Origin of the sequence: Serratia ureilytica (genome assembly GCF_013375155.1) — a bacterium.
Classification (GTDB): Bacteria; Pseudomonadota; Gammaproteobacteria; order Enterobacterales; family Enterobacteriaceae; genus Serratia; species Serratia ureilytica.
The window spans coordinates 435,457-456,768 of sequence record NZ_JABXOF010000002.1 but is presented as its reverse complement, the minus strand read 5'-3'; the positions used below and the strand labels follow the sequence as shown (position 1 = coordinate 456,768).

The window sequence follows — 21,312 nt, the reverse complement described above, 5'->3', positions numbered from 1 at the left end:
GCTTGCCTGTGGAATGGCGCAGGCAAACGGGGCAAAGGGTTAAGGCAGCGCAAACGCCATCACGTAATCGCCGGTTTCTGACGAATGCGCGGCGCCGCCGACCACAATAACGATGTATTGCTTGCCGGTTTTAGGCGAAACGTAGCTCATCGGCGTCGCGCTCGCGCCGACCGGCAGCGCATATTTCCAGACTTCTTTGCCGGTGCTGCTGTTATAGGCGCGCAGATAATAGTCCTGGAAGCCGGCGAAGAAGACCAGGCCGCCGGCGGTCGTCATGGTGCCCGCGTAGGTGGGCATGCCAACCGGCATCGGCAGGTGCGATCTGATGCCCAGCGGCCCCATTTTTTCGGCGGTGCCGGCCGGTATCTGCCAGGCGATCTTTTTGTTTTTGTAATCGACGGCGGTGATCGTGCCGTAAGGGGGTTGGTTGCAAGGCACTTCGAGCGGCGACATCCACATCAACGTGATCATGCCGTATGGCGTGCCGATCATGGGAGAAGGCCCGTGGCCATCGATCACTTTTTGCGGGTACTGCTTCGCGACGCGTTCATAGCTGTCGCGCGCCACTAACCAAAACACATTCGGGATGCGCACATCGTTCATGTAAGCCATATGGTTTACAGGATCAATCGACATGCTCCCCCAGTTGAGTCCGCCTAAATTGCCGGGCTGCTCGAGCGTTGGGCGGGTGCCGATCGGGGTCATGTCGCCCTGGTAATTCATCTGTTTGAACAGGATGCGGCAGGCCATCTGGTCAAACAGGGTGGTGCCCCACATTTTTTCTTCGGTCAGGCGTTCGGCACCAATGGTCGGCATGCCGACGGAGAACGGCTGGGTTGGCGAGAGGCGCTCTTCCTCTGCGGCGCCTTGCGTCGGCACGGCTTTCTCTTCAACCTGCGCCAGCGGTTTGCCGGTCTCCCGGTTCAGGTAGAAAATCTGCCCGCGTTTGGTGCCGAGCAAAAGGGCGGGCACCGGGCGATGTTGCTCATCAAAACCGTCTACCAGCGCGGGTTGGGACGCGAGGTCATAATCCCAAATGTCGTGATGCGTGGTTTGGAATTTCCAGCGCTCACGGCCTGTTTCAATATCAATGGCGACCAGGGCAGAGTTGTACTCATCCGAATTTTCCGGGCGATTCATGCCGTAATAGTCGGGCGTTGCATTGCCAAGCGGCGCATACAACAAGCCTAATTTGTCGTCATAGGCGGCGGTGGTCCACATATTCGGCGTGCCGCGCGTATAGGTGCTTCCGGCCGGCGGCGCCTTGGTGATGCCCGGATTGCCTAAGTCCCACGCCCAGTCCAACTCGCCGGTTTTGGCGTCGAACGCCCTGATGACGCCGGAAGGCTCGCCTTTCATTACGTTATCGATAACCCAGCCGCCGACGATAATCTTCCCTCTGGCGATGGTCGGCGCCGAGGTTTGGAAGTAATAACCCGGTTTGACTTCCCCCATATGCTGGCCGAGATTCACCTCACCGTTTTGACCGAAGGCGGGGCATTTCTGGCCCGTTTTGGCATCCAGCGCAATGAGGCGGGCATCGATCGTGGTGTGAACGATCGTTTTCTCGCACAGAGCGCCTGGCGCAACCTCCTCATTTTTGTAGTAGCCAAGCCCGCGGCAGCGTTGCCAAACGGGGGAGGTGGAATGCGAGTCAAATTTCCAGCGCGCTTTACCCGTATCGGCATCGATAGCGGTGATAAGGCCGTTGGGCGTGCAGCTATACACCACATCATCAATCGCGAGCGGGGTATTTTGGTCCACGCCCGGCCGGAAATCGCCGGTGCGATAAACCCAGGCGAGTTTCAGATCTTTGACGGTTAAACGGTTCACCTGATTGAACGGCGCGTAGCGCGTTCCTTCCGTCGTGCGGCCATAGGCGCTCCAATCGGCAGGCGCATTGTCGCTTTTGCTCTCGATAAACGTCACGTCGCCAGCAGGGGTAATTTCGCCATGGGGAAAGAAGGCGCCGATAAAGAAAGCGACAAAGGCCACGGATAATGCCGAACCGGCGATGTAAGCCTGCTTTCGACTCTTGGCGCCGTGCAGGTACGAGGGAAGTAAAAACGCGGCGATAATAGAGAGGCCGGCGGGCACCAGCAGACGAGGGAACAATGCCCAGTAGTTAAGCCCCGACTCCCAAAGCGCCCACAGCACCGTCATCAAAAACAGCAGGCCGGTTAAGTAACAAGCCGATTTGCTGCGCTTGAGGACCAGCACTGCGGCGGCGATGTAGCCTATCCCGGTAATGGCATAGTAGAACGATCCGCCGAGGGCGATCAGCCAAATTCCCCCCACGGTTAACGCGACGCCAGAAAAAACCAGCAAGCAAAAGAACGTGATTATTGCGGCTCTCTTACCAAACGATGTTCTAATCATATGTTTTCCTTTGACTTTTAAATCCACATTGGATCACCATCCCATCGCTGCCAACGCCTGAAAATGCCGGCGCGAAAGGCAAGGCATGTCCCGCCTTGAGACTTTTTATTCTTTAACGCTTTAGGGGCATTGAGTTGTCGTTTTGATATCCATTTCAACAGTGGCCATTGCGGCTTGGATCAGTCGCCAGACCAAGATAAGGGGTTTTTATTGGGCGATGACAGAACGCGCGCGATAAAAATAACCATCAACATTTTTATTTAATACCGGGTTGTAACCGTCTCGCAGAGATACGGTTTTGGGTGCGCTGGGCAATCCGATATTTTATTGCAGTGATAAGCGCATTGAATGAAAGAGCCTCTCTGGACTAATTATTTAGAGTGATGATGAATGCGAAATTGCTTTTAATCACGAGGTTGCGTAGAGGTTTACCCTGCGTTGAGTTCAGGGTGAAACATCATTCTTTATCAAGCCGGTGTCGATAGAAACGGCGAAAAAAATGATTTAATGCCATTCTTTCCCCATCGACATAGACAATATAACCTTTCCCGCGTTCGCCGACGGTGACTTTTTCAACATTAACATTAGGATAGTGTTTTTTTAGGTTTTTAGACCATACTTGAATACTCATAATTCTATTTTCCTGATGCGCTTTATTCTTGTTTAAGGCATATTGATAGCACCCGTAAAAATAAGTCTCGTAGAAATAAAATATCGTCACTACCTGGGGATGTCTACAAGCGTGCGGGCGGGATAAAGCGAAAAATGCCGGTTGCGCTCAGGCGGGGTATTTAGTGCAAATATAATAAAAACAATAAGTTATCCAATCGGCCGCACAAAAAGCAAATGTGGGTAACACATTGATATTTAAGGTTTTGGTACGTAAGTCATATCGAAGTCAACGCTTAACGGATAAGCGGTAATTCCTTGTGGGGGCGAGAAGAACTCATCTTGGCGCGATCTTCATGGCGATATTGACGTGTTTTCCAATTAGATAAGTCTTAAAGTTGGCGCTTTGCAGCGAGTGGGTAATGAGTGGTTTTGAGCCTAAATTCATCATAACTCTTTATTGTTTAATATAAATCATTACTCTTTTTAATAAATGGCAACGCCGATAGTGACAGGGTTACCGCGCTGGCCCTGGCGCTACCTCTTTCTCTCTGTGCTTGATAGGGAAGACAATGGGGATATAGGTCTTCATCTCTATTCTATCGCCGCCTTTGGGGGTGATAATTTCAATGAGAAAGCGATCGATCATGCCAACTTTATTTATCGGGAATGATTTGGTGTAGATACTTTGCGTGAATTTTTGCGCCTCATCGCTTGCGCCGTCATAACTGAACTCTGCATAAAGTTGCATGTCTTTTTTTCCCTGGGCGTCGGCCAGAGAGGCAAGCACGCTGCCAAGACAGTCTTCTTCAGAAATATAGAGGGTCTTCAAATAGATGCTGACGTAATTCTCTTTCTTGATGCTCGCGCCAAAATTGAAAAAGTTAATCACGCCGCTATCCGTTTTTTTCATGTTATCAATTGCCGCCAATCGCAGCGCGGAAACCGCAGGATGGAAGTGATCTATCTCTGCATCAACGCCATCCCCTGAATCGTCGAAAAATTTTGGCAGGTGCACATAGCGATGCTCGGGAATGCCGTCGAGAAACAGCAATGGGATGGCGGAGGACACGTCCCACGATTTACTTTTGCGATACTGCATCGGCGAGGTTCTGAATTGCTTGCGAAACGCCCGTTCAAAGGATTGATATGACTGAAAGTTCAGCGCTTTAACGATATCGGAAATAGAGAGATTCGTCGCTTTCAACATAAATGCGGCGCGAATGAGTTTTCTGCCCCTCACATAGCTCCCGAAAGTCATCCCTGTTTCATCTTTAAACGCTTTTTGGATATGCCCGCGTGAATATCCGCTTTTTTCTGACAGCATCTCAACGGTGAGCTTCTCATTGAACCCACTTTCTTCCACCCAGGCGAGCAGCTCCTCAATGACTTTGGTTATAAACATGCAGGAGCTCCCTTTTAGTTATCTGCCTAATGGTTGCGTTGGGTAAAATAACGCGTTATCGGTATTCAGCGATAAGCCCCCAATTTATCCGTTCTTTTAGGAAATATCCTGAGTATAGAACGCTTGCAATATTAACGCGGTAAATTAAAAAAAATGTACTTAAAAGTGTCATTTACCAAATAGCAGCGTATGGCGAAGAAGGAGAAAGTGCAGGGATACATTTTAAGTGTATTAATTTATTGATTTTTATGAGTTTGTATGAATGAATCAAGGCGGTTGGAGCACATTTTTTGCTCATTGATAGATAAAAACTCTATATGGCTGTCAATTTATTGACAGTAACATCTTTTCGAATCGAAATAATTAACTATTCTATGTTTAAGAGTAGGTGGTTAAGCGGCAAATAGGCCAGGCAGGGGATTGCGCAATTAAATAATGGTTAATCCAAGGGGGTATCAAGGATAATGACATTCAGGGAGGAGTATGAGGGGGGTATTTTCACGAGAAATAGCGTTTGCTATTTATCTTCTGGCTGTGGCCTGCGTTTTTTGAGGCAGAATAAACGCTGAGCGTTGTTCTGTCTTGGCGTCCGTGGTTTATCAGCGTTTTTCCACACGACTTCTTTGTGAATCTCATCTTGTGCGAGAGGTGAATCGGCATCTTTCGCCCTGGAAATGATTTTTGTGCAACGTGATGCGTGGATATATTTGAACGGATATGGGAATGCCATTCTTCGAAAGAAAGCAAGCCGGACAGCTTTTGGTTCCGCAAGAAGAGAGATGCATTCAATAATAAAAATAGCAAGATGACAGGCTTTACTATGGATTGTTCTAACAAGTTCAGACGCAATATTTTAGATGAGATAATCGCTATCATTGAAAAAGCCATTGATACACAAAGCCATGTATCAATAAGGGCGCTATCCATTAAGTCAGGGTATTCCATCGGGCATTTACAGCGGATGTTCTATTTGTATGAAGGGATGAAGATAGGGACCTATATCAGAAAGCGCAGACTAAGCCGCGCGACGTTATTGCTGAAATGTACCGATATGAAGATCTATGAAATCGCGTTGCTCTCCGGGTTTAGTTCTCAGCAATCATTTAGCCGTGCGTTTTCAAATCAATTCGGTTGCCCGCCGAGAACATTCAGAACCCTGCGCGATTGGCCTTTTCTCAATTATCAACCGATTATTGGCTTCGATAAAGAGCCTTTCCCCAGCAGCATCGTGTACTTGAATTTGCATGAGTATTACGAGAATAAAAGGATCGTGCAACTGCTTTCGCCGGTAATCAGCCGGGGGCAGATGAAGGTAAACGTAAAGAATCCAATAACCTGTAGCCTGTACAACGCATCGGCAAAGTACATTGCGATCAGACGCAATGAAAAAAAGATGAGCGAAAATGAGTTCATCCTATCGCTCTATGAGGGGGTGTTGGCTTCCCTGGATATCTTCATCACGCAAAGCGTAATCTTTAAAATTCACGATCACTGCCCAGGTGAAAAGGAAAACGTCAGCATGTGGTATTTCATCCCGATAAAATGAGCTTTGTTTATCGCGCGCGGCAGCAGGTTGCCTGATCACAACGGAAAGCTTGGGTTATGCCATCGATATTTTGATGGCGCCCTCCCGTCAACGCCCCATAAGCCTGTTTCCGCCAACGGAACGGTTGGTGAGGGAGAAAAAAAACCGACCGCGAGGGTCGGTAAGCATGGGGTATTCAATAGGTATGACAACACTACAATTAAATAATAGCGCGCGTTGAGGTTTTGTCTTTACCGAAAAGTGTTATCCCACGGAACAATAGACTCGGCATGCGCGCATCCTCTTTGGCAATAAGACGTGGGGCCTGCGACGCGCAGGCGTCATGAAATGAAGATAAAAAAAGCCGGCGATTAACGCCGGCCAATGAAACATCGACAATCTCTCTGAGATGCACGGCCCTACACGGGAAATAAGGCCATGCAGTTGCTATGTAATCCTACCTGGCGCGTTTTTTTTTACCAAAAAGCGATATTTTTTGGCAGGGGAGGTGGGGGAATAAAAAAGCCGGTCGTGACGACCGGCGAATGCGAAAATAACAGGGTAACGTTAATTGAAAGTGCACATAAAATGATAGCGAATTAATCCTAGCACTGACATCGGCGGTATATTTTACCTAAAAATGTCTTTGCGGCATTGGCATTACCGCCCGGCTCCGACGGCGATATGAGTTTGTGCGCAGAGGAGAAAGGGCGGCCGATGCTGCGCCCTCCGAAGCCAGGCTAAGATCCCAGCGGCCAAACCGCCTCGCGCACGGCGATCGCTTTGGGCAACAGCCCCAGGGCGTAGAAGCGGTCGGCGATGCTTTGCTGCTGGCGGATCACCTGCAAATCCATGGCGCGGATCTCGTGGCTGCGGCGCGACAGCGCGAGTTCCAGCGAGGCGCTCGCCAGCCCCAGTTCGTCGGAAAGGTGACGAGCGGCTTCTCTCGGCTGCGCGGCAATGTAGCGGCCGGTGTGCTGCAATGCTTGCATCAGCGGCTGCAACAGATCGCCCGAGCGTTCGGCGAACTCGCGGCGCGCCAGATAGAATTGCTGATTGAGCACCCGTTGGGTGCCGTCGGCGATCACGCGCAGTTCCCTGCTGCGCTGCGCGTCGCTGAGCAGCGGATCCCACATCATCCAGGCGTCCACCGCCTGCAGGTCGGTCGCCGACAGCGGATACTTCGGCGGCGCATAGACGATGCGCACATCGTTCAACGTCATTCCCTGTTCGTCCAACATCTGCAGCAATAAATAGTGCACGTTGGAGCCTTTGTTGAGTGCGATGCGTTTGCCGCGCAGATCGGCGGCGCTGCGTATCGGGCTGTCTTGCGGCACCACCATCGCCACGCTTTGCGGGGCTGGCGGCTCAAACCCGACATACACCAGCGCATTGCCCTGCGCCTGCGCGAAGATTGGCGGCACTTCGCCGGTGGTGCCGAAGTCTATTTCATCGCCGTCGAGCGCGTGCAGCAGCTGCGGCCCGGCGGGAAACTCGCTCCACAGTACGCTGATGCGCTGTGCGGCGAAGTGCTGTTCCAGGCTTTGCCGCGCCTTGAGCACGCCGAGGTTGCCAAATTTTTGATAGCCGATGCGCAGTTCGCGTTCGGGCAGCGGCGCTGCGCTGATGGCCGACGAATGCGCGGGCGCGCGGGCGCTGCGGCGGCGCGGTTTGATCAGGCCAAGATGCGCCAAATGGGTGCGCAGGGTATTGCGGCTGACGCCGAGCAAGGCCGCCGCCTGCAGCTGGTTGCCGCCGCTGCGTTCGAAGGCGTTGCGCACCAGCGCATCCAGCACCCGTTGGTAGAGCTGGGTACCGTCGCCTTGCAACTGCTGCTGCACGAAGCGATCGATGGCGTCGTCACCGCCGCCGCCGTGATCCGTCAGGCGTTGCGTGAGCCGCAGTTGCTGCGGGGCGATCGGCCCCTCCTGGCTCAGCAAGACCGCATTATGCAGCGTGTTCTCCAGCTCGCGCACGTTGCCGGGCCAGGGGTAGTCCAGCAGCGCCTGCTGCGCCTCCACCGTCAACTGCAGCGGCGGCCGTCCCAGCCGGCGGGCGTACAGCGCAAGAAAGTGTCTGGTCAGCGCCGGAATGTCCTCCGGCCGCTGGCGCAACGGGGGTAAGGTCACCGCCGCGACGTTCAGCCGGTAATAGAGATCTTCGCGGAAGCGTCGTTGGCGGATTGCGCCGGCCAGATCGACGTGGGTGGCGGCGATGACCCGCACATCGATCTTCAGCGGTTTGCGCGAACCGACGCGGGTGATTTCTCGTTCCTGCAACACGCGCAGCAGCTTGACCTGCAGCGACAGGTTGAGTTCGCCGATCTCGTCCAGCAGCAGGGTGCCGCCTTCCGCTGCTTCGAACCAGCCTTGATGGGTGCCGACGGCGCCGGTGAAGGCGCCTTTCTCATGGCCGAACAATTCGGCTTCCGCCAGGCTTTCCGTCAGCGCGCCGCAGTTGACCGCCAAAAAAGGGCGATGGCGGCGCGCGCTGTGGTGGTGCAGATAGCGCGCCACCACCTCTTTGCCTGTGCCGGTTTCGCCGACGATCAGTACGGTGGCATCGGTGGGGGCCAGCCGATCGAGCACGCTTTGCAGAGCGAGCGACGCCGGATCGATCAGCACCGGTTTGTCGGCGGCGAACGGTTGGGGATCGTACATGGGCGTCTCCTGGCTGACGGCGAAGGGGGAAAAAATCTTATCCCAGCCCATGAGCGGCCGCGAGAGGGTAAAAGGCGCACGGTGCTGCATTGGCAACAGCTTTTCGCCGCCGCCTGCTGCCAATGCAGCAGCGCTTGGGCGGTGATGTCTTTTCAACACATTGATATGCATTGCTTTTTAAAATCCGCCACTGTGGCATGCATCCTGCTTTTCGTTTTATAACCAAGCAAGATTTTTCTATCGATAAATATTGAGAATAGTTATATAGGAAAAGCATAAATGACTGAGTCAGCGAAAGAACGCATCAACGTTTTCTGGTTTCTGCCGACCCACGGTGATGGCCGCTATCTGGGCACGGCGCAGGGCGGGCGCCCGGTAGACCTGCCTTACTTGCAGCAAGTGGCGCTGGCCGCCGATAACCTTGGCTATTACGGCGTGCTGATCCCAACCGGTAAAAGCTGCGAGGATTCCTGGCTGGTGGCGGCGGCGCTGGCACCGATCACCCGTCGGTTGCGCTATCTGGTGGCGGTGCGCCCCGGCCTGCAGCCGCCGAGCCTGGCGGCGCGCATGGCCGCGACGCTGGACCGGTTGTCGGACGGGCGCCTGCTGATCAACGTGGTGACCGGCGGCGATCCGGTGGAAAACAAAGGGGATGGCATCTTCCTCAGCCATGCCGAACGCTACGAGGTGACACAGGAATTTCTCACGGTGTATCAACGGCTGCTGCAAGGGGAGAAGGTGGATTTCAGCGGTAAGCATATTCGCGTCGAAGGCGCCGAGTTGCTGTTCCCGCCGGTGCAGGAAAACGGCCCGCCGCTCTATTTCGGCGGCTCGTCGCCGGAAGCGATCGACATCGCCGCCGGGCAGATCGACACCTACCTGACCTGGGGCGAGCCGCTGGCTCAGGTGGCGGAAAAGCTGGCGGCGGTGCGCCAGCGCGCCGAGCGGCAGGGACGTAAACTCAGCTACGGCATTCGCCTGCACGTTATCGTGCGCGAAACCGAAGACGAAGCCTGGGCGGCGGCTGAGCGCCTGATCGCGCATCTGGATGACGACACCATCGCGGCGGCGCAGCAGATCTTTGCGCGCATGGACTCCACCGGCCAGCGCCGCATGAGCGAGCTGCATGGCGGCTCGCGCGAGAGTCTGCGCATCGGCCCCAACCTGTGGGCCGGCGTCGGCCTGGTGCGCGGCGGCGCCGGCACCGCGTTGGTGGGCAATCCGCAGCAGGTGGCGGCGCGCATACGCGAGTATCAGGCGCTGGGCATCGACAATTTCATCCTTTCCGGCTATCCGCATCTGGAAGAGGCCCACCGCTTCGCCGAACTGGTGATGCCGCTGTTGCCGCTGGCGCAGCCGGCCCATCAGACGGCCCGCACGATCAATACCGGCCCGTTCGGCGAAACCATCGGCGGCGATCGTCGTCCCGGCCCGGCGCAGCGGGAGGGCTGATGGCGAAGCGTGCCCATATTATCGTTATCGGCGGCGGTTTCACCGGCGCGGCGCTGGCGATCCAGCTGGCGCGCGGAGCGGTGGATGTCACGGTGATCGAACCGCGCGCGGCGCCGGGCTATGGCGTGGCCTACTCGACCACTGAACCGACCCACCGCATCAACGTCCCGGCCGATCGGATGCAGCTGGCGGATGAGCCGGCGGGGGATTTTGACCGCTGGTATCGCCTGGGCGGCGGATTGGTGGCCGATCCGCAGGCGTTGTGGCGCGACGGTAAAGCCTATCCGCAGCGCGGCGCCTTCGGCCGCTATGTCGAGGAACGTTTCCATCAGGCGGCGCAGTCGGGCCGGGCCCGCTTGCGGCACCTGCGCGATCGGGCGCTGCACCTGCAGCCACAGGCGCAGGGCGCGACCGTCATCACCGCGGGCGGCGAACGGCTGTGGGGCGACTATGTGGTGTTGGCGACCAGCCATCCGCCGCCCGCGCTGCCGCGGCAGATCGCCCCGGAGCTGGCGCGCGATGCGCGTCTGATCGCCAATCCCTGGGCGGCGGAGGCGCTGGACGAAGTTGAACCCGGTGAGGCGTTGGCGATCGTCGGCACTGGGTTAACGATGGCCGATACGGTGGCGGCGTTGCACCGCCGCGGGCATCGCGGGCCGATTACCGCCTTCTCTCGTCACGGCCTGCTGCCGCGCCCCAATGCCGAAGGGGAGTATCCGACATGGTCGTTTGCCCCGCCCGCCGGACTGCGCGATGGGGTGCGGCAGGTGCGCCTTGAGGTGGCGCGCGCCGCTCGGCAACGGGTGCCGTGGCAGGCGGTGTTGGACGCAGTGCGCGCCCAGGGGCAGCGCCTGTGGCAAGCGTTGACGCCGACCGAACAGCAGCGCTTTCTGCGGCATTTGCGCGCCTATTGGGACGTGCATCGCTATCGCCTTGCGCCGCAGGTGAGCACGCTGCTGGCGGAGCAACAGGCGGCGGGCACGCTGCAGGTATTGGCCGCTCGTTTGCGTAGAGCGGAGCGAACGCCGCAGGGCGTAAGGTTGACGATTCTGCCGCGCCAAGGCGCAGAGCGTGCGCTGCAGGCGCAGCGGCTGCTGATCACCACGGGCCCGGCCCATGCCGGGCTGATCGCCGCCAGCCCCTTGCTCCATTCACTGGCGGAGCAGGGGGCGCTGCGCGCCGATCCGCTGGGGCTGGGGCTGTGGGTCAATGCTGACAGCCAGGCGATCGGCGGCGACGGCCTGGCCAACCCGCGCCTGCTGGTGGCCGGCCCGGCGGCGCGCGGCCGCTTCGGCGAACTGATGGGGCTGCCGCAGGTGGCGGAACACGCCGAAAGCGTCGCGCGTCATCTGCTGGCGGCGATCGCCGCCGGAGGGTGACAGTGCGATTTACCGGCAGACTCAAGCGTCAGTCCGCCCACACCTGCGTGCTGCGCGGGCTGTCCATCTGATAATCCGAGTAGGGGCGGGTGAAGAACTCGCGCCCCAACTCGCGGGCGGCCCGCAGCGGGTTGCGCGGATCGCGGGCGATCTCGCCGCGTTGGTTGCCGGCGCCGTGCACCAGCCCAACGAAGGCGGAATGGGTGTAGCGGCTGAACTCCTGGATCTGATGCACGATGCCCAGCGCCGCGCCGGGGTAGGTCTCTTCCGACGCCACCGCCAGCCCGATGCGCTTGCCGCTCATGCGTTGGTGCACGTCCGCCGCCTGAGGGTAGGCATTGGAATAGAAGCTGAACGAGCGATCGAAAAAGGCCTTGGTTTGCGCCGACATGCCGTACCAGTAAATCGGCGTGCAAAACACCGCGCCGTCGGCCGGCAGGAAGTGCTCCAGGAACAGCTCGGCGTAGCGATCGGCCGGCGGCGGCGTATGGCGTTCATCGCTCAGAAAACCGCTCAGGTAATCGTCGAGAAAATGCAGGCTGGCGACGGTGCCGGCTTCGGCGGCGCCCGCCATGATCGCCTGTGCCAGCGTGGCGCTGTTGCCGTCGCGGCGCGGGCTGCCGACCAGCACCGCCAAACGCTTGGGTTGATGAGTTGCATTCATGTCATATTCCTCTGTGTGAAATGAATTCAGCCTTACTCTAGAAACAAACCCCGGCGGGCGACAAATGACGGCTTTTCTGCCAGGATGAATTCAACTCACCTGGAGAGGCTTCGCCATGTTCGCTACGCTGCCCGTCAACGCATTACGCACCTTCGAATCCGCCGCTCGCCTGCGCAGCTTCAAACTGGCGGCGGCCGAACTGGCGGTGACGCCGACGGCGATATCACACCAGATCAAAGCGCTGGAGCAGCAGTTGGGGTTTGCGCTGTTCGAGCGGGTGCCGCGCGGCGTGCGGCTGACACCGAAGGGGGAAACGCTGTTTGCCGGGGTGCACGGCGCGCTGCTGGACGTCGCCGCCACGCTCGAAGGCCTGCGGCCGCAGCCCAGCGCAGGATCGCTGTGCGTTTCGGTGACGCACTCGTTCGCGGCGCTGTGGCTGGTGCCGCGCCTGGGGCGCTTCTATCAGGCGTATCCGCACTATCTGGTGCGCCTGGAGGCCTGCGCCGAGGTGATCGATCTGCAGCAAGACGCCAGCGTGGACGTGGCGGTGCGCTACAGCCGCGCGCACTATCCCGCGCTGCATCAGGCGGCGCGGCTGGAGGAAAGCTTTGGCGTCTACGCCGCGCCGGGGCTGGCCGCCGCCGAGCCGGAAAATCCGGTGCTGATCACCGTCAAGTGGGGGGATTCGGCGCTGTACGACAGCGGCTGGCATGACTGGTGCCGGGCCGCCGGGGTCGATTGGTGGCGGCGCCATGCGGCGATGCGCAGCTATCACGAGGAGCATTACGCCCTGCAGGCGGCGGTGGCCGGGCAAGGGTGGGTGCTCGCCAGTTCGGTGATGGTGTCCGAGATGGTGGACAACGGCCTGCTGGCGGCGTACCGGCCCGAGGTGCGCGTACCGGGCGCCGCATACAGCGTGCTGTGCGCGCCGGGGCGCGAGCGGCATCCGCCGGTCAGGGCGTTTCTGGCCTGGCTGCAGCAGGAATTGCCGCAGGACAATGGCACGAAATAAAAGTTTTACCGTCCTAAGCTGTGGGAATATCAGCGAACTTTTGTTTTTACTTCACTGCGAGAACCTATCATGAGCCAGCCAAGAATCTCCGATTACCCGATTGATGCGCAATTTATCGAGCGCTGGTCGCCGCGCGCGATGACCAACGACGCCATCGACGATCAAACGCTGCTGAGCTTCTTTGAAGCGGCGCGCTGGTCGCCTTCGGCCTACAACATTCAGCCGTGGCGCTTTGCCTACAGCAAGCACGGCTCCGACAGCTGGGAGAACTACCTGGAGTTCCTGATCGACTTCAACCGCGGCTGGGCGCAACACGCTTCGGCGCTGGTGGTGATCGTCTCCAAAACCACCAGCCTGAACGGCGAGCGGCTGGTGGACAACCCGACCCACGCGTTCGACACCGGCGCCGCCTGGGCCAACCTGGCGCATCAGGCGCACCTGAAAGGCTGGCTGACCCACTGCATGAGCGGCATTCACCACGACAAGATCAAAGCGGCGCTGCAGCTGCCGGACGACTATGCGGTGCACGCCATGGTGGCGATCGGCAAACCGGGCGACAAATCCCGCCTGCCGGATTTCCTGCAGGAAAAAGAGGCGCCGTCGGGCCGCCTGCCGCTGGGCAACACCGTCAGCGAAGGGCTGAATTTCACGCTGTGACCGCGCGTTCTCGCCGAGGCCCGCTTGGCGGGCCTTTTTTATGCGGCGAGTAAAACTTTGGGAGTATGTTCGCGTTCGCTCATTCGCTGTATATTTTGTTATATAGCGATTGCGTGATAAGGAGGAACCGATGGGGGATCATTTTGGCAAAGGGCTGTTGGCGGGATTAAAAGCGGACAACCTGAAACCCGAGGCGGAGCTGTCGCGCTTTTGCTCCGACTACAAGCGCGGTTTCGTGCTCGGCTATGCGCACCATTTGGCGCAGCGCTGCGGCGACGAGAACCGGGCGGCGTTCGAGGCCGGGCAGCTCAGCCGCGCCTATGGGCTTGGCAGCGAGCCGATGAGCGAGTTCTTCTCCGGCGGCGACAGCCGGTTGGCGGAGAAGTTTTTCCGCGCCGGCTATAACCGCCCGGCGCAGGGTTAGGGCAGACGGCCGTCAGGCGGCGCTCAGCACTGCCACCATATACACGCACGGTTGGTCGCTCTGATTTTCAAATCGGCAGTCCGCTGGCGGGCCGAGCTCCAGGCAGTCTCCCTCGGCCATCTCATGGCGCGCGTCACCCTCGATAAAGACCAGTGCGCCGGATAAGACCCAGATCAGCTGACGTTTGAACGCGTACACCGAAGCCGGCATCGGGATCGCCGCGCCGGCCGGCAGTTCGATGCGCACCAGATCGAGCGGCAAATCGGTGCGGGGCGACACGTGGCGCCGCACGTAACCGCTCTCGGGATCGACCCAGACCGGCTGATCTTCCCGGCGCAGCAGCCGGCCTTCCTGCGTTTCCGCTCGGGCGATCAGCTTGGACATGCTGAGGCCGAACGCGCCCGCCAGTCTGCCCAACAGCATCGCCGTCGGGCTGCTCTCGCCGCGTTCGATCTTATGAACCATCGCCCGTGAGACGCCAGCCCGTTCGGCCAAATCGGACAGCGACCAGTGGCGCGCTTCGCGTTCAATGCGAATGCGTGCGCCGATCAGCTGATTTAGATTGTCTAATTTAATATTCATATCGTAGTATTATAGTGGACAATTGGCCGGGGTAAACCATGATTATACGAAATGCGACGTTCAACGATAGCGCGGCGATTGCCGCTATCTATAACGACGCGGTGTTGAACAGCACCGCCATCTGGAATGAACAAACCGTGGATGCGGCCAACCGCGCGGCGTGGATCGGCGAACGGCAGGCGGCGGGTTACCCGGTGCTGGTGGCGGTGAACGCCGAGGACGAGGCGATCGGCTACGCGTCGTTCGGCGACTGGCGCGCCTGGGACGGTTATCGCCACACCGTGGAACATTCGGTGTATGTCCATCAGGCGCATCGCGGCGCAGGGATTGGCAAGGCGCTGCTGCTGGCGCTGATCGTACGGGCGCGGGAAATCGGCAAACATGTGATGGTGGCCGGCATCGAATCCGGCAATCGGGCCTCGATTAAGCTGCATCTGGCGCTGGGATTCCGCGACGTGGGGCGCATGGAACAGGTGGGCGCCAAATTCGGCCAATGGCTGGATCTGACGTTCCTGCAACTGAGGCTCGACGAACGGGCGACGCCGCCCGCGCGCTGATCCCGGGAGACAGGGCGATGAATATGCTATTGCTGCTGATCGCGGCGGGAATGGGGCTGGTGGTGCAGAATCTGCTGATGGTGCGCATTACCGAAAGCGTCTCGACCATCCTTATCACGCTGGTGATCAACTCCAGCGTCGGTTTGCTGCTGCTGGTGGGGCTGCTGCTGGCCAAAAACGGCCTCGGCGCGGTGGCGGAAGTGACCGGTGCCGCCAGGTGGTGGATGCTGCTGCCGGGGCTGCTGGGATCGCTGTTCGTGTTTGCCGGTATCCTGGGCTACCAAAAACTGGGCGCGGCGGCCACCATCTCGATCCTGGTCGCCAGCCAGCTGTGCATGGGGCTGCTGGTGGACGTCTACCGCGCCGGCCCGGCGGCGCTGCGTGAGAATCTGCCGGCGCTGTTCGGCGCCTTGTTGCTGGTGGCGGGCGCCTATCTGGTGGCGAAACGCAGCTTTTGACGGCGGCTGAAAGGCAAAAAGCCCGCTCGGGTTTCCCTGAGCGGGCTTCTCTAAATTTGGCTCCTCTGACTGGACTCGAACCAGTGACATACGGATTAACAGTCCGCCGTTCTACCGACTGAACTACAGAGGAATCGTTTGAACGGGGCGAATAATAGCGGGGCGGTTGCGGCTTGTAAAGCGCGAAAACGCCCGGCGCGCGCGTTTGCTGCAAGATTACCCAACCTGCTGCTTTTTCTCGCTTTTATCGCTTACCTCACGCGCAGCGCCGCCGGATTGCCCGCTGAGGCGGCGCCGTTGCCTGCCGGTGGTGCAACGCGTGCCCTGCGTTGTGGCGCGCCTCGCCCGATAAACGGCCATTTGCCGCCGTTTTTGGCCTTTTGACGACTCTGGCCTGGATCTTGCTGCGGTTGCATGACCGGATTTCGGCATTCTCAATTTAGCGGCTCGCTGGAGGCACTATGAATCTCAGACGTCTGAAGTACTTCGTGAAAATCGTCGATGTCGGCAGCCTGACCCAGGCGGCGGAGGTGTTGCATATCGCCCAGCCGGCGCTCAGCCAGCAGTTGGCGACGCTGGAGGGGGAGCTGAAGCAACAGCTGCTGATCCGCACCAAGCGCGGAGTGCAGCCGACCGAGGCCGGCAACATTCTGTATGCCCACGCGCAAACCATTTTGCGCCAGTGCGAGCAGGCGCAGAGCGCGGTCAACAGCGCCGGGCAGGCGATGAGCGGCCAGGTGTCTCTCGGGTTGGCGTCGGGGAGCACCGCAGCGCAGCTGGCGCTGCCGCTGCTGCAAACCCTGCGCGATCAGCAGCCGGGCATTTTGCTCAGCCTGCATGAAAACAGCGGCGCGGCGCTGGCCGGACAGGTGGCCAACCAGACGCTGGACATGGCGATGGTCTACGGCGCCAAAATGCCCGCCGGTCTGCACACCGTCGCGCTGATGCGGGAGGATCTCTATCTGGTGGCGACGCGCGCGGTGCCGCATCCCGGTAACAGCGTCGAGCTGCTGGACGTGGCGCGGCTGAACCTGTTCCTGCCGCGCGAGGGGGATGCGGTGCGCAACCAACTGGAGGAGGCGATGGCGCTGCGCAAGCTGGCTGTCAACGTGGTGGGGGAGATTGAATCCTCGGGTGCGCTGAGCGCCGCGATCGCCGGCGGGTTGGGGGCGACCGTATTGCCGGAGTCGGTGGCGCGCGCGATGATCGGCCCGGCCAAGGCCTGGATGGCGCGCATCAATGCGCCGACGATGTCGGTGCCGCTGTCGCTGTGCATGTCGGGCCAACAGTCGCTGTCCGCCCCGGCGCTGCTGGTGAAAGACCTGCTGCTGTCGATCGCCGGTGGCCGCAGCCAGGAGAAGCGCGCGCTGGCGCTGGTGCGTTGAGGAAAAAACGGCCCGCCGCAGCGGGCCTGAGCACCGTTATCGGAACGGCGGTTCGTTGAAGGTGCGCAGCTTGCGTGAGTGCAGGCGATCGCCCTCGGCGCGCAGCAGATCGATGGCGCAGATGCCGATCTGCAGGTGTTCGGAGATTGCCCCTTCATAGAAGCGGTTGGCCTGGCCCGGCAGTTTTATTTCACCGTGCAGCGGTTTGTCGGAGACGCACAGCAGCGTGCCGTACGGCACCCGGAAGCGGTAACCCTGAGCGGCGATGGTGGCGCTCTCCATGTCGACCGCCACCGCGCGGCTGAGGTTAAAGCGCCGCGCCGAAGCGGAGTAACGCAGCTCCCAGTTGCGATCGTCGGTGGTGACCACCGTGCCGGTGCGCAAACGCTGTTTGACCTCTTCACCGGGCATGCCGCTGACCATCTTGGTGGCGTCGTACAGGGCGCGCTGCACCTCGGCGATGCTCGGGATCGGGATATCCGGCGGCAGCACCGCATCCAGCACGTGATCGTCGCGCAGATAGGCGTGGGCCAGCACGTAATCGCCGATCTTCTGGCTTTCGCGCAGGCCGCCGCAGTGGCCGATCATCAGCCAGGCGCTCGGGCGCAGCACCGCCAGGTGATCGCAGATGGTTTTGGCGTTGGACGGGCCGACGCCGATGTTGATCAGCGTGATGCCCTGGCCGGTGCGCGAGATCAGGTGATAGGCCGGCATCTGGTGGTTTTTCCACGCCAGATCGGACACCGCCTGTTCGGGCGCGCTGGTTTCCGGCGTGATGTAGGTACCGCCGGCGCTGGAGAGCGCGATGTACGGGCTGGCCGGATCGGCGATCTGCGCGCAGGCCCAGCGCACGAACTCGTCCACATAGCGGGTGTAGTTGGTGAACAGCACGAACGGCTGGAAATGCTCCACCGGGGTGCCGGTGTAGTGCCGCAGACGCGCCAGCGAGAAATCCGCGCGCAGCGCATCGAAATGCGACAGCGGGAAATGGTTGTCGGTGGTGTGGTACAGGCCGTCGGCGGTCTCGTCACCGATCTGCGCCAGCTCGGTGGTGGGGAAATGCTGCGCGATACCGGCGCTCATTGAGCGATCGAGCGCCAGGCTGGAGCCGTCGATCACATAAGGGAACGGGATCTCCTGCTGCGACGGCGCCACTTCGATATGGGCGGCGTAGTCGTGTTCCAGCATCGCCAGCTGTTCGGCCAGATAGTGGCGGAACAGCTGCGGCCGGGTCACGGTGGTGCTGTAGCTGCCGGGATGGGTAAAGCGGCCGAAGGCGCGGGTTTTGTTCGGGCCGGACTGCTGCCCGTCCCAGCTGACGCGCAGCTCGGGATACACGAACAGCCCGGCGGCGCGCGCCTGCGGGTCCGGCAGGGTGCCGTGGCTGATAAAGTCACTGACCGCCTGCCGCAGCGTGTCTACCGCGGCGTCATACAGGGCTTCCAGTTGATCGAGTGCCTGATCGGCGCTGAGGCCGCTGCGAGGTGGGGCATAGCTCATACTTTCTCCTTCGATGTCCCGGCTCTGGGGCGGGATTGGCGGCGTTTCACCGTCACAGGTTAGCCGAAGCAGGGCGTAAAAGCTTGGTCGAAATGACGGGCACGGCAAAGAAATTACCGCGCCCGTGAAGGCGGGGGGATCAGGAGGCGGGAGCGGCCGCTTCGACCTTCAGCGATACCAGGCCGATGCCCAGCTTCTTCGGCGTGAAGCCGCCGCTGGCGCTCTCTTTCGGCTCGGTCGGTGCCGGCGGGGTAATGCTGATCTTCTGCGCGCCGCGCGGGTTGTCGAAACGCAGGGTGACGGTGCTGTCCTGCTCGCCGAGCGACACGAAGCGCTCTTCGTCGCCGACGCGCACCGAAATCGGTTCGCCGACGTTGTTGCCGTAGGCGCGGGCGCGCAGCACCAGATCGAAGGTTTTCGGCAGCGGATCGACATAATCGATGTCGACCGCCGGCGCCAGGTTGGCGTCGGACCAGCGGCCCCACTCCTCGACGGCGGAGACGCCGGTAATGGCTTTCACCTGTTCCGGCATGCCGGGCAGCATGAACTCGATGGCGTCCGCCCGGTACTTCATCGCCGCGTCGTCCACCTGCAGGCGGGCGACGGCGTTTTGGTAATCGGCGACGCTGTCCGCCGCCGGGCCGGTAAAGTTCACCTTGCCGCGGAAGCGCTCGCCGCTGGCCTGCACGATCTGCGGCGGCGAGGCCAGGGTGCCGGAGGCCACGCAGATGTCGGTGCTCAGCGCCAGCTGCGGCGCCCAGACCCGGCCGATCTCGTAGCATTTATCGACCCAGACGAATTTCTCCCCCGCCCCCAGCCCGGCCAGCTGCTTGCGCAGCGGGGTGGAGAGGTAGACGTTGAACATCGGTTCGATGCGGTTGTCGCCCACCCGCAGGATGAACGGCACCTTGTAGGTGACGCCGGAGAAGCTGAAGCTGCGCTGGCGCGTGTCCACGCTGTAGTCGCTGATGCGGTTCGGCAGGCCCCACTGATTGATCACCGCCGGTTTCCAGCCGTTGATTTTCTCTTCGATATTCAGGAACACCGTAGACAGCGACGGCGCCGACAGGCTGCTGCGGCCGAGGCCGATATAGTTGTCACCGCCCATCACGTCCAGCACCGTGGCGCCGTTATCCAGCGTGCTGCGTTTCTCGTTGCGCTGCTCCGCCTGCGGCCGGGTGCCGTCGATGATAAAGAACAGGTTGCGGCGCTTCTGTTTGGTCAGGATGTCGTAGGCGGTGTTGTTCATCGCCAGATGATCGGAGGACACCACGATCACGGTGTTGCTGAAATAGGGCGAGCGTTTGATTTTGTCGATCAGCGCGGCGATGTGTTGCTGGCTGCAGGCCACCGCGCTCAGCGAGCGGTTTTCCTTGTTCTGCCAGGCGTAGCTTTTCTTGCTGCAGCCGGCGGAGATAAAACCGTCCGGGTGATGGGTATCGACGGTCAGGGTAAACAGCGAGAACGGCTGGCGCTGTTTGGACAGCTCGACGAACTTGCCGTACACCACGTCCAGCACGCTGTCGTCGTACCAGCCCCAGTCGTTTTTGTAGCTCGGATCGGCGACCTGTTCGCGCAGCTCTTTGAAACCGTAAACGTGGTCGAAGCCGTGGGATTTCAGGAAGGTGTCTTTGCCGGCGAACGCCAACTCGGCGCCCTGATAGAAAGAGTTGCTGTAGCCGGCGGCCTTCAGCACGTCGCCCAGGCAGACGTTCTCCGGGTAGAAGGTGGAGACCGCGCTGGAGGCGTTGCCGTCGAAGGGCGCGAACAGCGGAATGCCGCACTGTGAGGCGACCATGCCGGCGATGGTGTAACCGGTGCCCGGCAATTGCTGGGTGTTGCTGAAATCGATGCTGTCTGCGCGCAGGGCGTTCAGCTCGTCGGCCAGGCCGGGAAACAGCTCGGTATCGAAGTAGGTGCGCTCCAGGCTCTCGGCATAGATGTACACCAGATTCGGCCGTTTGCCCTGCACGGTCTTTTTCGGCGCCTTGTAGTAGGTGGTGAAATCGGCGGTATCGCCGACGATCTGGCTCTTGACCAGCAGCGAGATGTCCTGAAACGCCGGGGTGGTGCCGACCGAAAACAGCGCCAGCAGCACGGCGACGAGGCTGTAGGCCACGCTGCTGCCTTTGGCCTTGCGGCGCAGCAGGCTGCGGGCCAGCACCGCGAAGATAAGCCCCAGCGCCGCCAGCAGGCCGATGAACGGCAGCACGTATTTGCTGATGCCCGCGCCTTTGAGGCTGCTGGTGACGGTGTAGATCACCGCATCGGTGATGCCGTCGCCGGTGAAGTAGTTGCTGGCGATCAGAATGACGTTCAGCACCAGATAGCTGCCGAGCAGCGTCAGCAGAATGGCGAACCACCAGCGGTTGGCGGCGGCCCGGGTGCGATAAATCAAGATCGACGCCAAAAAAAGAACAAACGAAACGACTGCGAGAACCATCCGCCAAACCTTGTCTGATTGGAAAAAAACGTTGCTGCCCTGGTCTGCGCCGCCGACCGTGCCGCGGCGCGAAAAGTGAAGGGTATAGCCTATTGTCGGCGGCGGAACAACGCGCGATGTCCCGCTCCGGCCGACGGTCGGCGGCTATTGTACATTTTTATGACAATAGTGTGACGTTAATCACGTGGCGGCGGCCGCGGCGGCGAAATCTTGCTGGTCGG

At 59.8% G+C, this 21,312-nt stretch carries 17 protein-coding genes and 1 tRNA gene; 9 read left to right on the top strand and 9 right to left on the bottom strand.

Annotated elements, in window-relative coordinates:
* Window positions 1–39: 39 nt before the first annotated feature.
* From HWW83_RS05555 to HWW83_RS05545, 3 genes are all read right to left on the bottom strand, one after another.
* Window positions 40–2,379, bottom strand: coding sequence for a membrane-bound PQQ-dependent dehydrogenase, glucose/quinate/shikimate family (locus HWW83_RS05555; protein ID WP_122016250.1), 2,340 nt, complete (start codon window positions 2,377–2,379; stop codon window positions 40–42).
* Between the two features lie 457 nt (window positions 2,380–2,836).
* Window positions 2,837–3,010: a hypothetical protein gene (locus HWW83_RS05550; protein WP_154219870.1), complete on the bottom strand. Its 174-nt coding sequence runs from the start codon at window positions 3,008–3,010 to the stop codon at window positions 2,837–2,839.
* A gap of 495 nt (window positions 3,011–3,505) precedes the next feature.
* Window positions 3,506–4,393 carry a helix-turn-helix domain-containing protein gene (locus HWW83_RS05545; RefSeq protein ID WP_033643699.1) on the bottom strand — a complete coding sequence of 296 codons (888 nt, stop codon included), beginning with the start codon at window positions 4,391–4,393 and terminating at the stop codon, window positions 3,506–3,508.
* A 697-nt stretch (window positions 4,394–5,090) separates the two neighbouring features.
* Here HWW83_RS05545 and HWW83_RS05540 point away from each other — a divergent pair.
* Window positions 5,091–5,939 (top strand): helix-turn-helix domain-containing protein, encoded by an 849-nt coding sequence (locus tag HWW83_RS05540; RefSeq protein ID WP_223524802.1) that lies wholly within the window; start codon window positions 5,091–5,093, stop codon window positions 5,937–5,939.
* Window positions 5,940–6,658: 719 nt separating this feature from the next.
* Here HWW83_RS05540 and HWW83_RS05535 read toward each other — a convergent pair.
* On the bottom strand, window positions 6,659–8,578 hold the full coding sequence (locus HWW83_RS05535; RefSeq protein WP_046687409.1) for a sigma-54-dependent Fis family transcriptional regulator: 1,920 nt from the start codon (window positions 8,576–8,578) through the stop codon (window positions 6,659–6,661).
* 279 nt (window positions 8,579–8,857) lie between these two features.
* Between HWW83_RS05535 and ssuD the strand changes: the two genes are divergently transcribed.
* Both ssuD and HWW83_RS05525 read left to right on the top strand, forming a co-directional pair.
* A complete protein-coding gene (gene ssuD / locus HWW83_RS05530; protein WP_047025380.1) occupies window positions 8,858–10,030 on the top strand; it encodes an FMNH2-dependent alkanesulfonate monooxygenase in 1,173 nt (390 codons plus the stop codon).
* On the top strand, window positions 10,030–11,409 hold the full coding sequence (locus tag HWW83_RS05525) for an FAD/NAD(P)-binding protein (protein ID WP_047574564.1): 1,380 nt from the start codon (window positions 10,030–10,032) through the stop codon (window positions 11,407–11,409). The genes ssuD and HWW83_RS05525 overlap by 1 nt, the downstream gene beginning before the upstream one ends.
* A 28-nt stretch (window positions 11,410–11,437) precedes the next feature.
* On the opposite strand, the gene HWW83_RS05520 is transcribed toward HWW83_RS05525, so the two are convergent.
* A complete protein-coding gene (locus tag HWW83_RS05520) occupies window positions 11,438–12,073 on the bottom strand; it encodes a flavodoxin family protein (protein WP_042784975.1) in 636 nt (211 codons plus the stop codon).
* A 115-nt stretch (window positions 12,074–12,188) separates the two neighbouring features.
* Between HWW83_RS05520 and HWW83_RS05515 the strand changes: the two genes are divergently transcribed.
* The 3 genes from HWW83_RS05515 (at window position 12,189) to HWW83_RS05505 (ending at window position 14,166) form a co-directional block, all read left to right on the top strand.
* The gene (locus HWW83_RS05515; protein ID WP_033643692.1) at window positions 12,189–13,085 is read left to right on the top strand and encodes a LysR substrate-binding domain-containing protein; all 897 of its coding nucleotides are present in this window, start codon (window positions 12,189–12,191) and stop codon (window positions 13,083–13,085) included.
* Window positions 13,086–13,154: 69 nt separating this feature from the next.
* Window positions 13,155–13,742, top strand: coding sequence for a nitroreductase family protein (locus HWW83_RS05510; RefSeq protein WP_033643691.1), 588 nt, complete (start codon window positions 13,155–13,157; stop codon window positions 13,740–13,742).
* Between the two features lie 130 nt (window positions 13,743–13,872).
* Window positions 13,873–14,166, top strand: a complete 294-nt coding sequence (locus HWW83_RS05505) for a DUF2623 family protein (RefSeq protein WP_033643690.1) — start codon at window positions 13,873–13,875, stop codon at window positions 14,164–14,166.
* Between the two features lie 12 nt (window positions 14,167–14,178).
* Here the strand turns inward: HWW83_RS05505 and HWW83_RS05500 are convergent, their stop codons facing one another.
* Complete coding sequence (locus HWW83_RS05500; RefSeq protein ID WP_033643689.1) at window positions 14,179–14,748, bottom strand: helix-turn-helix domain-containing protein; 570 nt, start codon at window positions 14,746–14,748, stop codon at window positions 14,179–14,181.
* 38 nt (window positions 14,749–14,786) lie between these two features.
* Between HWW83_RS05500 and HWW83_RS05495 the strand changes: the two genes are divergently transcribed.
* Complete coding sequence (locus HWW83_RS05495) at window positions 14,787–15,305, top strand: GNAT family N-acetyltransferase (RefSeq protein WP_176589064.1); 519 nt, start codon at window positions 14,787–14,789, stop codon at window positions 15,303–15,305.
* 17 nt (window positions 15,306–15,322) lie between these two features.
* Window positions 15,323–15,763: a DMT family transporter gene (locus tag HWW83_RS05490; protein WP_043143187.1), complete on the top strand. Its 441-nt coding sequence runs from the start codon at window positions 15,323–15,325 to the stop codon at window positions 15,761–15,763.
* Between the two features lie 57 nt (window positions 15,764–15,820).
* On the opposite strand, the gene HWW83_RS05485 is transcribed toward HWW83_RS05490, so the two are convergent.
* Window positions 15,821–15,896, bottom strand: a tRNA-Asn gene (locus HWW83_RS05485).
* A gap of 328 nt (window positions 15,897–16,224) precedes the next feature.
* Between HWW83_RS05485 and nac the strand changes: the two genes are divergently transcribed.
* The gene (nac, locus tag HWW83_RS05480; protein ID WP_033643686.1) at window positions 16,225–17,148 is read left to right on the top strand and encodes a nitrogen assimilation transcriptional regulator NAC; all 924 of its coding nucleotides are present in this window, start codon (window positions 16,225–16,227) and stop codon (window positions 17,146–17,148) included.
* A gap of 36 nt (window positions 17,149–17,184) precedes the next feature.
* Here nac and HWW83_RS05475 read toward each other — a convergent pair whose 3' ends face one another.
* Window positions 17,185–18,648 (bottom strand): AMP nucleosidase, encoded by a 1,464-nt coding sequence (locus HWW83_RS05475; protein ID WP_176589063.1) that lies wholly within the window; start codon window positions 18,646–18,648, stop codon window positions 17,185–17,187.
* Window positions 18,649–18,787: 139 nt separating this feature from the next.
* Window positions 18,788–21,091, bottom strand: coding sequence for a phosphatidylglycerol--membrane-oligosaccharide glycerophosphotransferase (gene opgB / locus HWW83_RS05470; protein WP_046687404.1), 2,304 nt, complete (start codon window positions 21,089–21,091; stop codon window positions 18,788–18,790).
* Window positions 21,092–21,312: the final 221 nt, after the last annotated feature.

Bases quoted from the DNA above. Each gene is read 5' to 3' on its own strand.
- HWW83_RS05555 (WP_122016250.1), bottom strand. From the start codon at position 2,379: ATGATTAGAACATCGTTTGGTAAGAGAGCCGCAATAATCACGTTCTTT.
- HWW83_RS05550 (WP_154219870.1), bottom strand. From the start codon at position 3,010: ATGAGTATTCAAGTATGGTCTAAAAACCTAAAAAAACACTATCCTAAT.
- HWW83_RS05545 (WP_033643699.1), bottom strand. From the start codon at position 4,393: ATGTTTATAACCAAAGTCATTGAGGAGCTGCTCGCCTGGGTGGAAGAA.
- HWW83_RS05535 (WP_046687409.1), bottom strand. From the start codon at position 8,578: ATGTACGATCCCCAACCGTTCGCCGCCGACAAACCGGTGCTGATCGAT.
- ssuD (WP_047025380.1), top strand. From the start codon at position 8,858: ATGACTGAGTCAGCGAAAGAACGCATCAACGTTTTCTGGTTTCTGCCG.
- HWW83_RS05525 (WP_047574564.1), top strand. From the start codon at position 10,030: ATGGCGAAGCGTGCCCATATTATCGTTATCGGCGGCGGTTTCACCGGC.
- HWW83_RS05520 (WP_042784975.1), bottom strand. From the start codon at position 12,073: ATGAATGCAACTCATCAACCCAAGCGTTTGGCGGTGCTGGTCGGCAGC.
- HWW83_RS05515 (WP_033643692.1), top strand. From the start codon at position 12,189: ATGTTCGCTACGCTGCCCGTCAACGCATTACGCACCTTCGAATCCGCC.
- HWW83_RS05510 (WP_033643691.1), top strand. From the start codon at position 13,155: ATGAGCCAGCCAAGAATCTCCGATTACCCGATTGATGCGCAATTTATC.
- HWW83_RS05505 (WP_033643690.1), top strand. From the start codon at position 13,873: ATGGGGGATCATTTTGGCAAAGGGCTGTTGGCGGGATTAAAAGCGGAC.
- HWW83_RS05500 (WP_033643689.1), bottom strand. From the start codon at position 14,748: ATGAATATTAAATTAGACAATCTAAATCAGCTGATCGGCGCACGCATT.
- HWW83_RS05495 (WP_176589064.1), top strand. From the start codon at position 14,787: ATGATTATACGAAATGCGACGTTCAACGATAGCGCGGCGATTGCCGCT.
- HWW83_RS05490 (WP_043143187.1), top strand. From the start codon at position 15,323: ATGAATATGCTATTGCTGCTGATCGCGGCGGGAATGGGGCTGGTGGTG.
- nac (WP_033643686.1), top strand. From the start codon at position 16,225: ATGAATCTCAGACGTCTGAAGTACTTCGTGAAAATCGTCGATGTCGGC.
- HWW83_RS05475 (WP_176589063.1), bottom strand. From the start codon at position 18,648: ATGAGCTATGCCCCACCTCGCAGCGGCCTCAGCGCCGATCAGGCACTC.
- opgB (WP_046687404.1), bottom strand. From the start codon at position 21,091: ATGGTTCTCGCAGTCGTTTCGTTTGTTCTTTTTTTGGCGTCGATCTTG.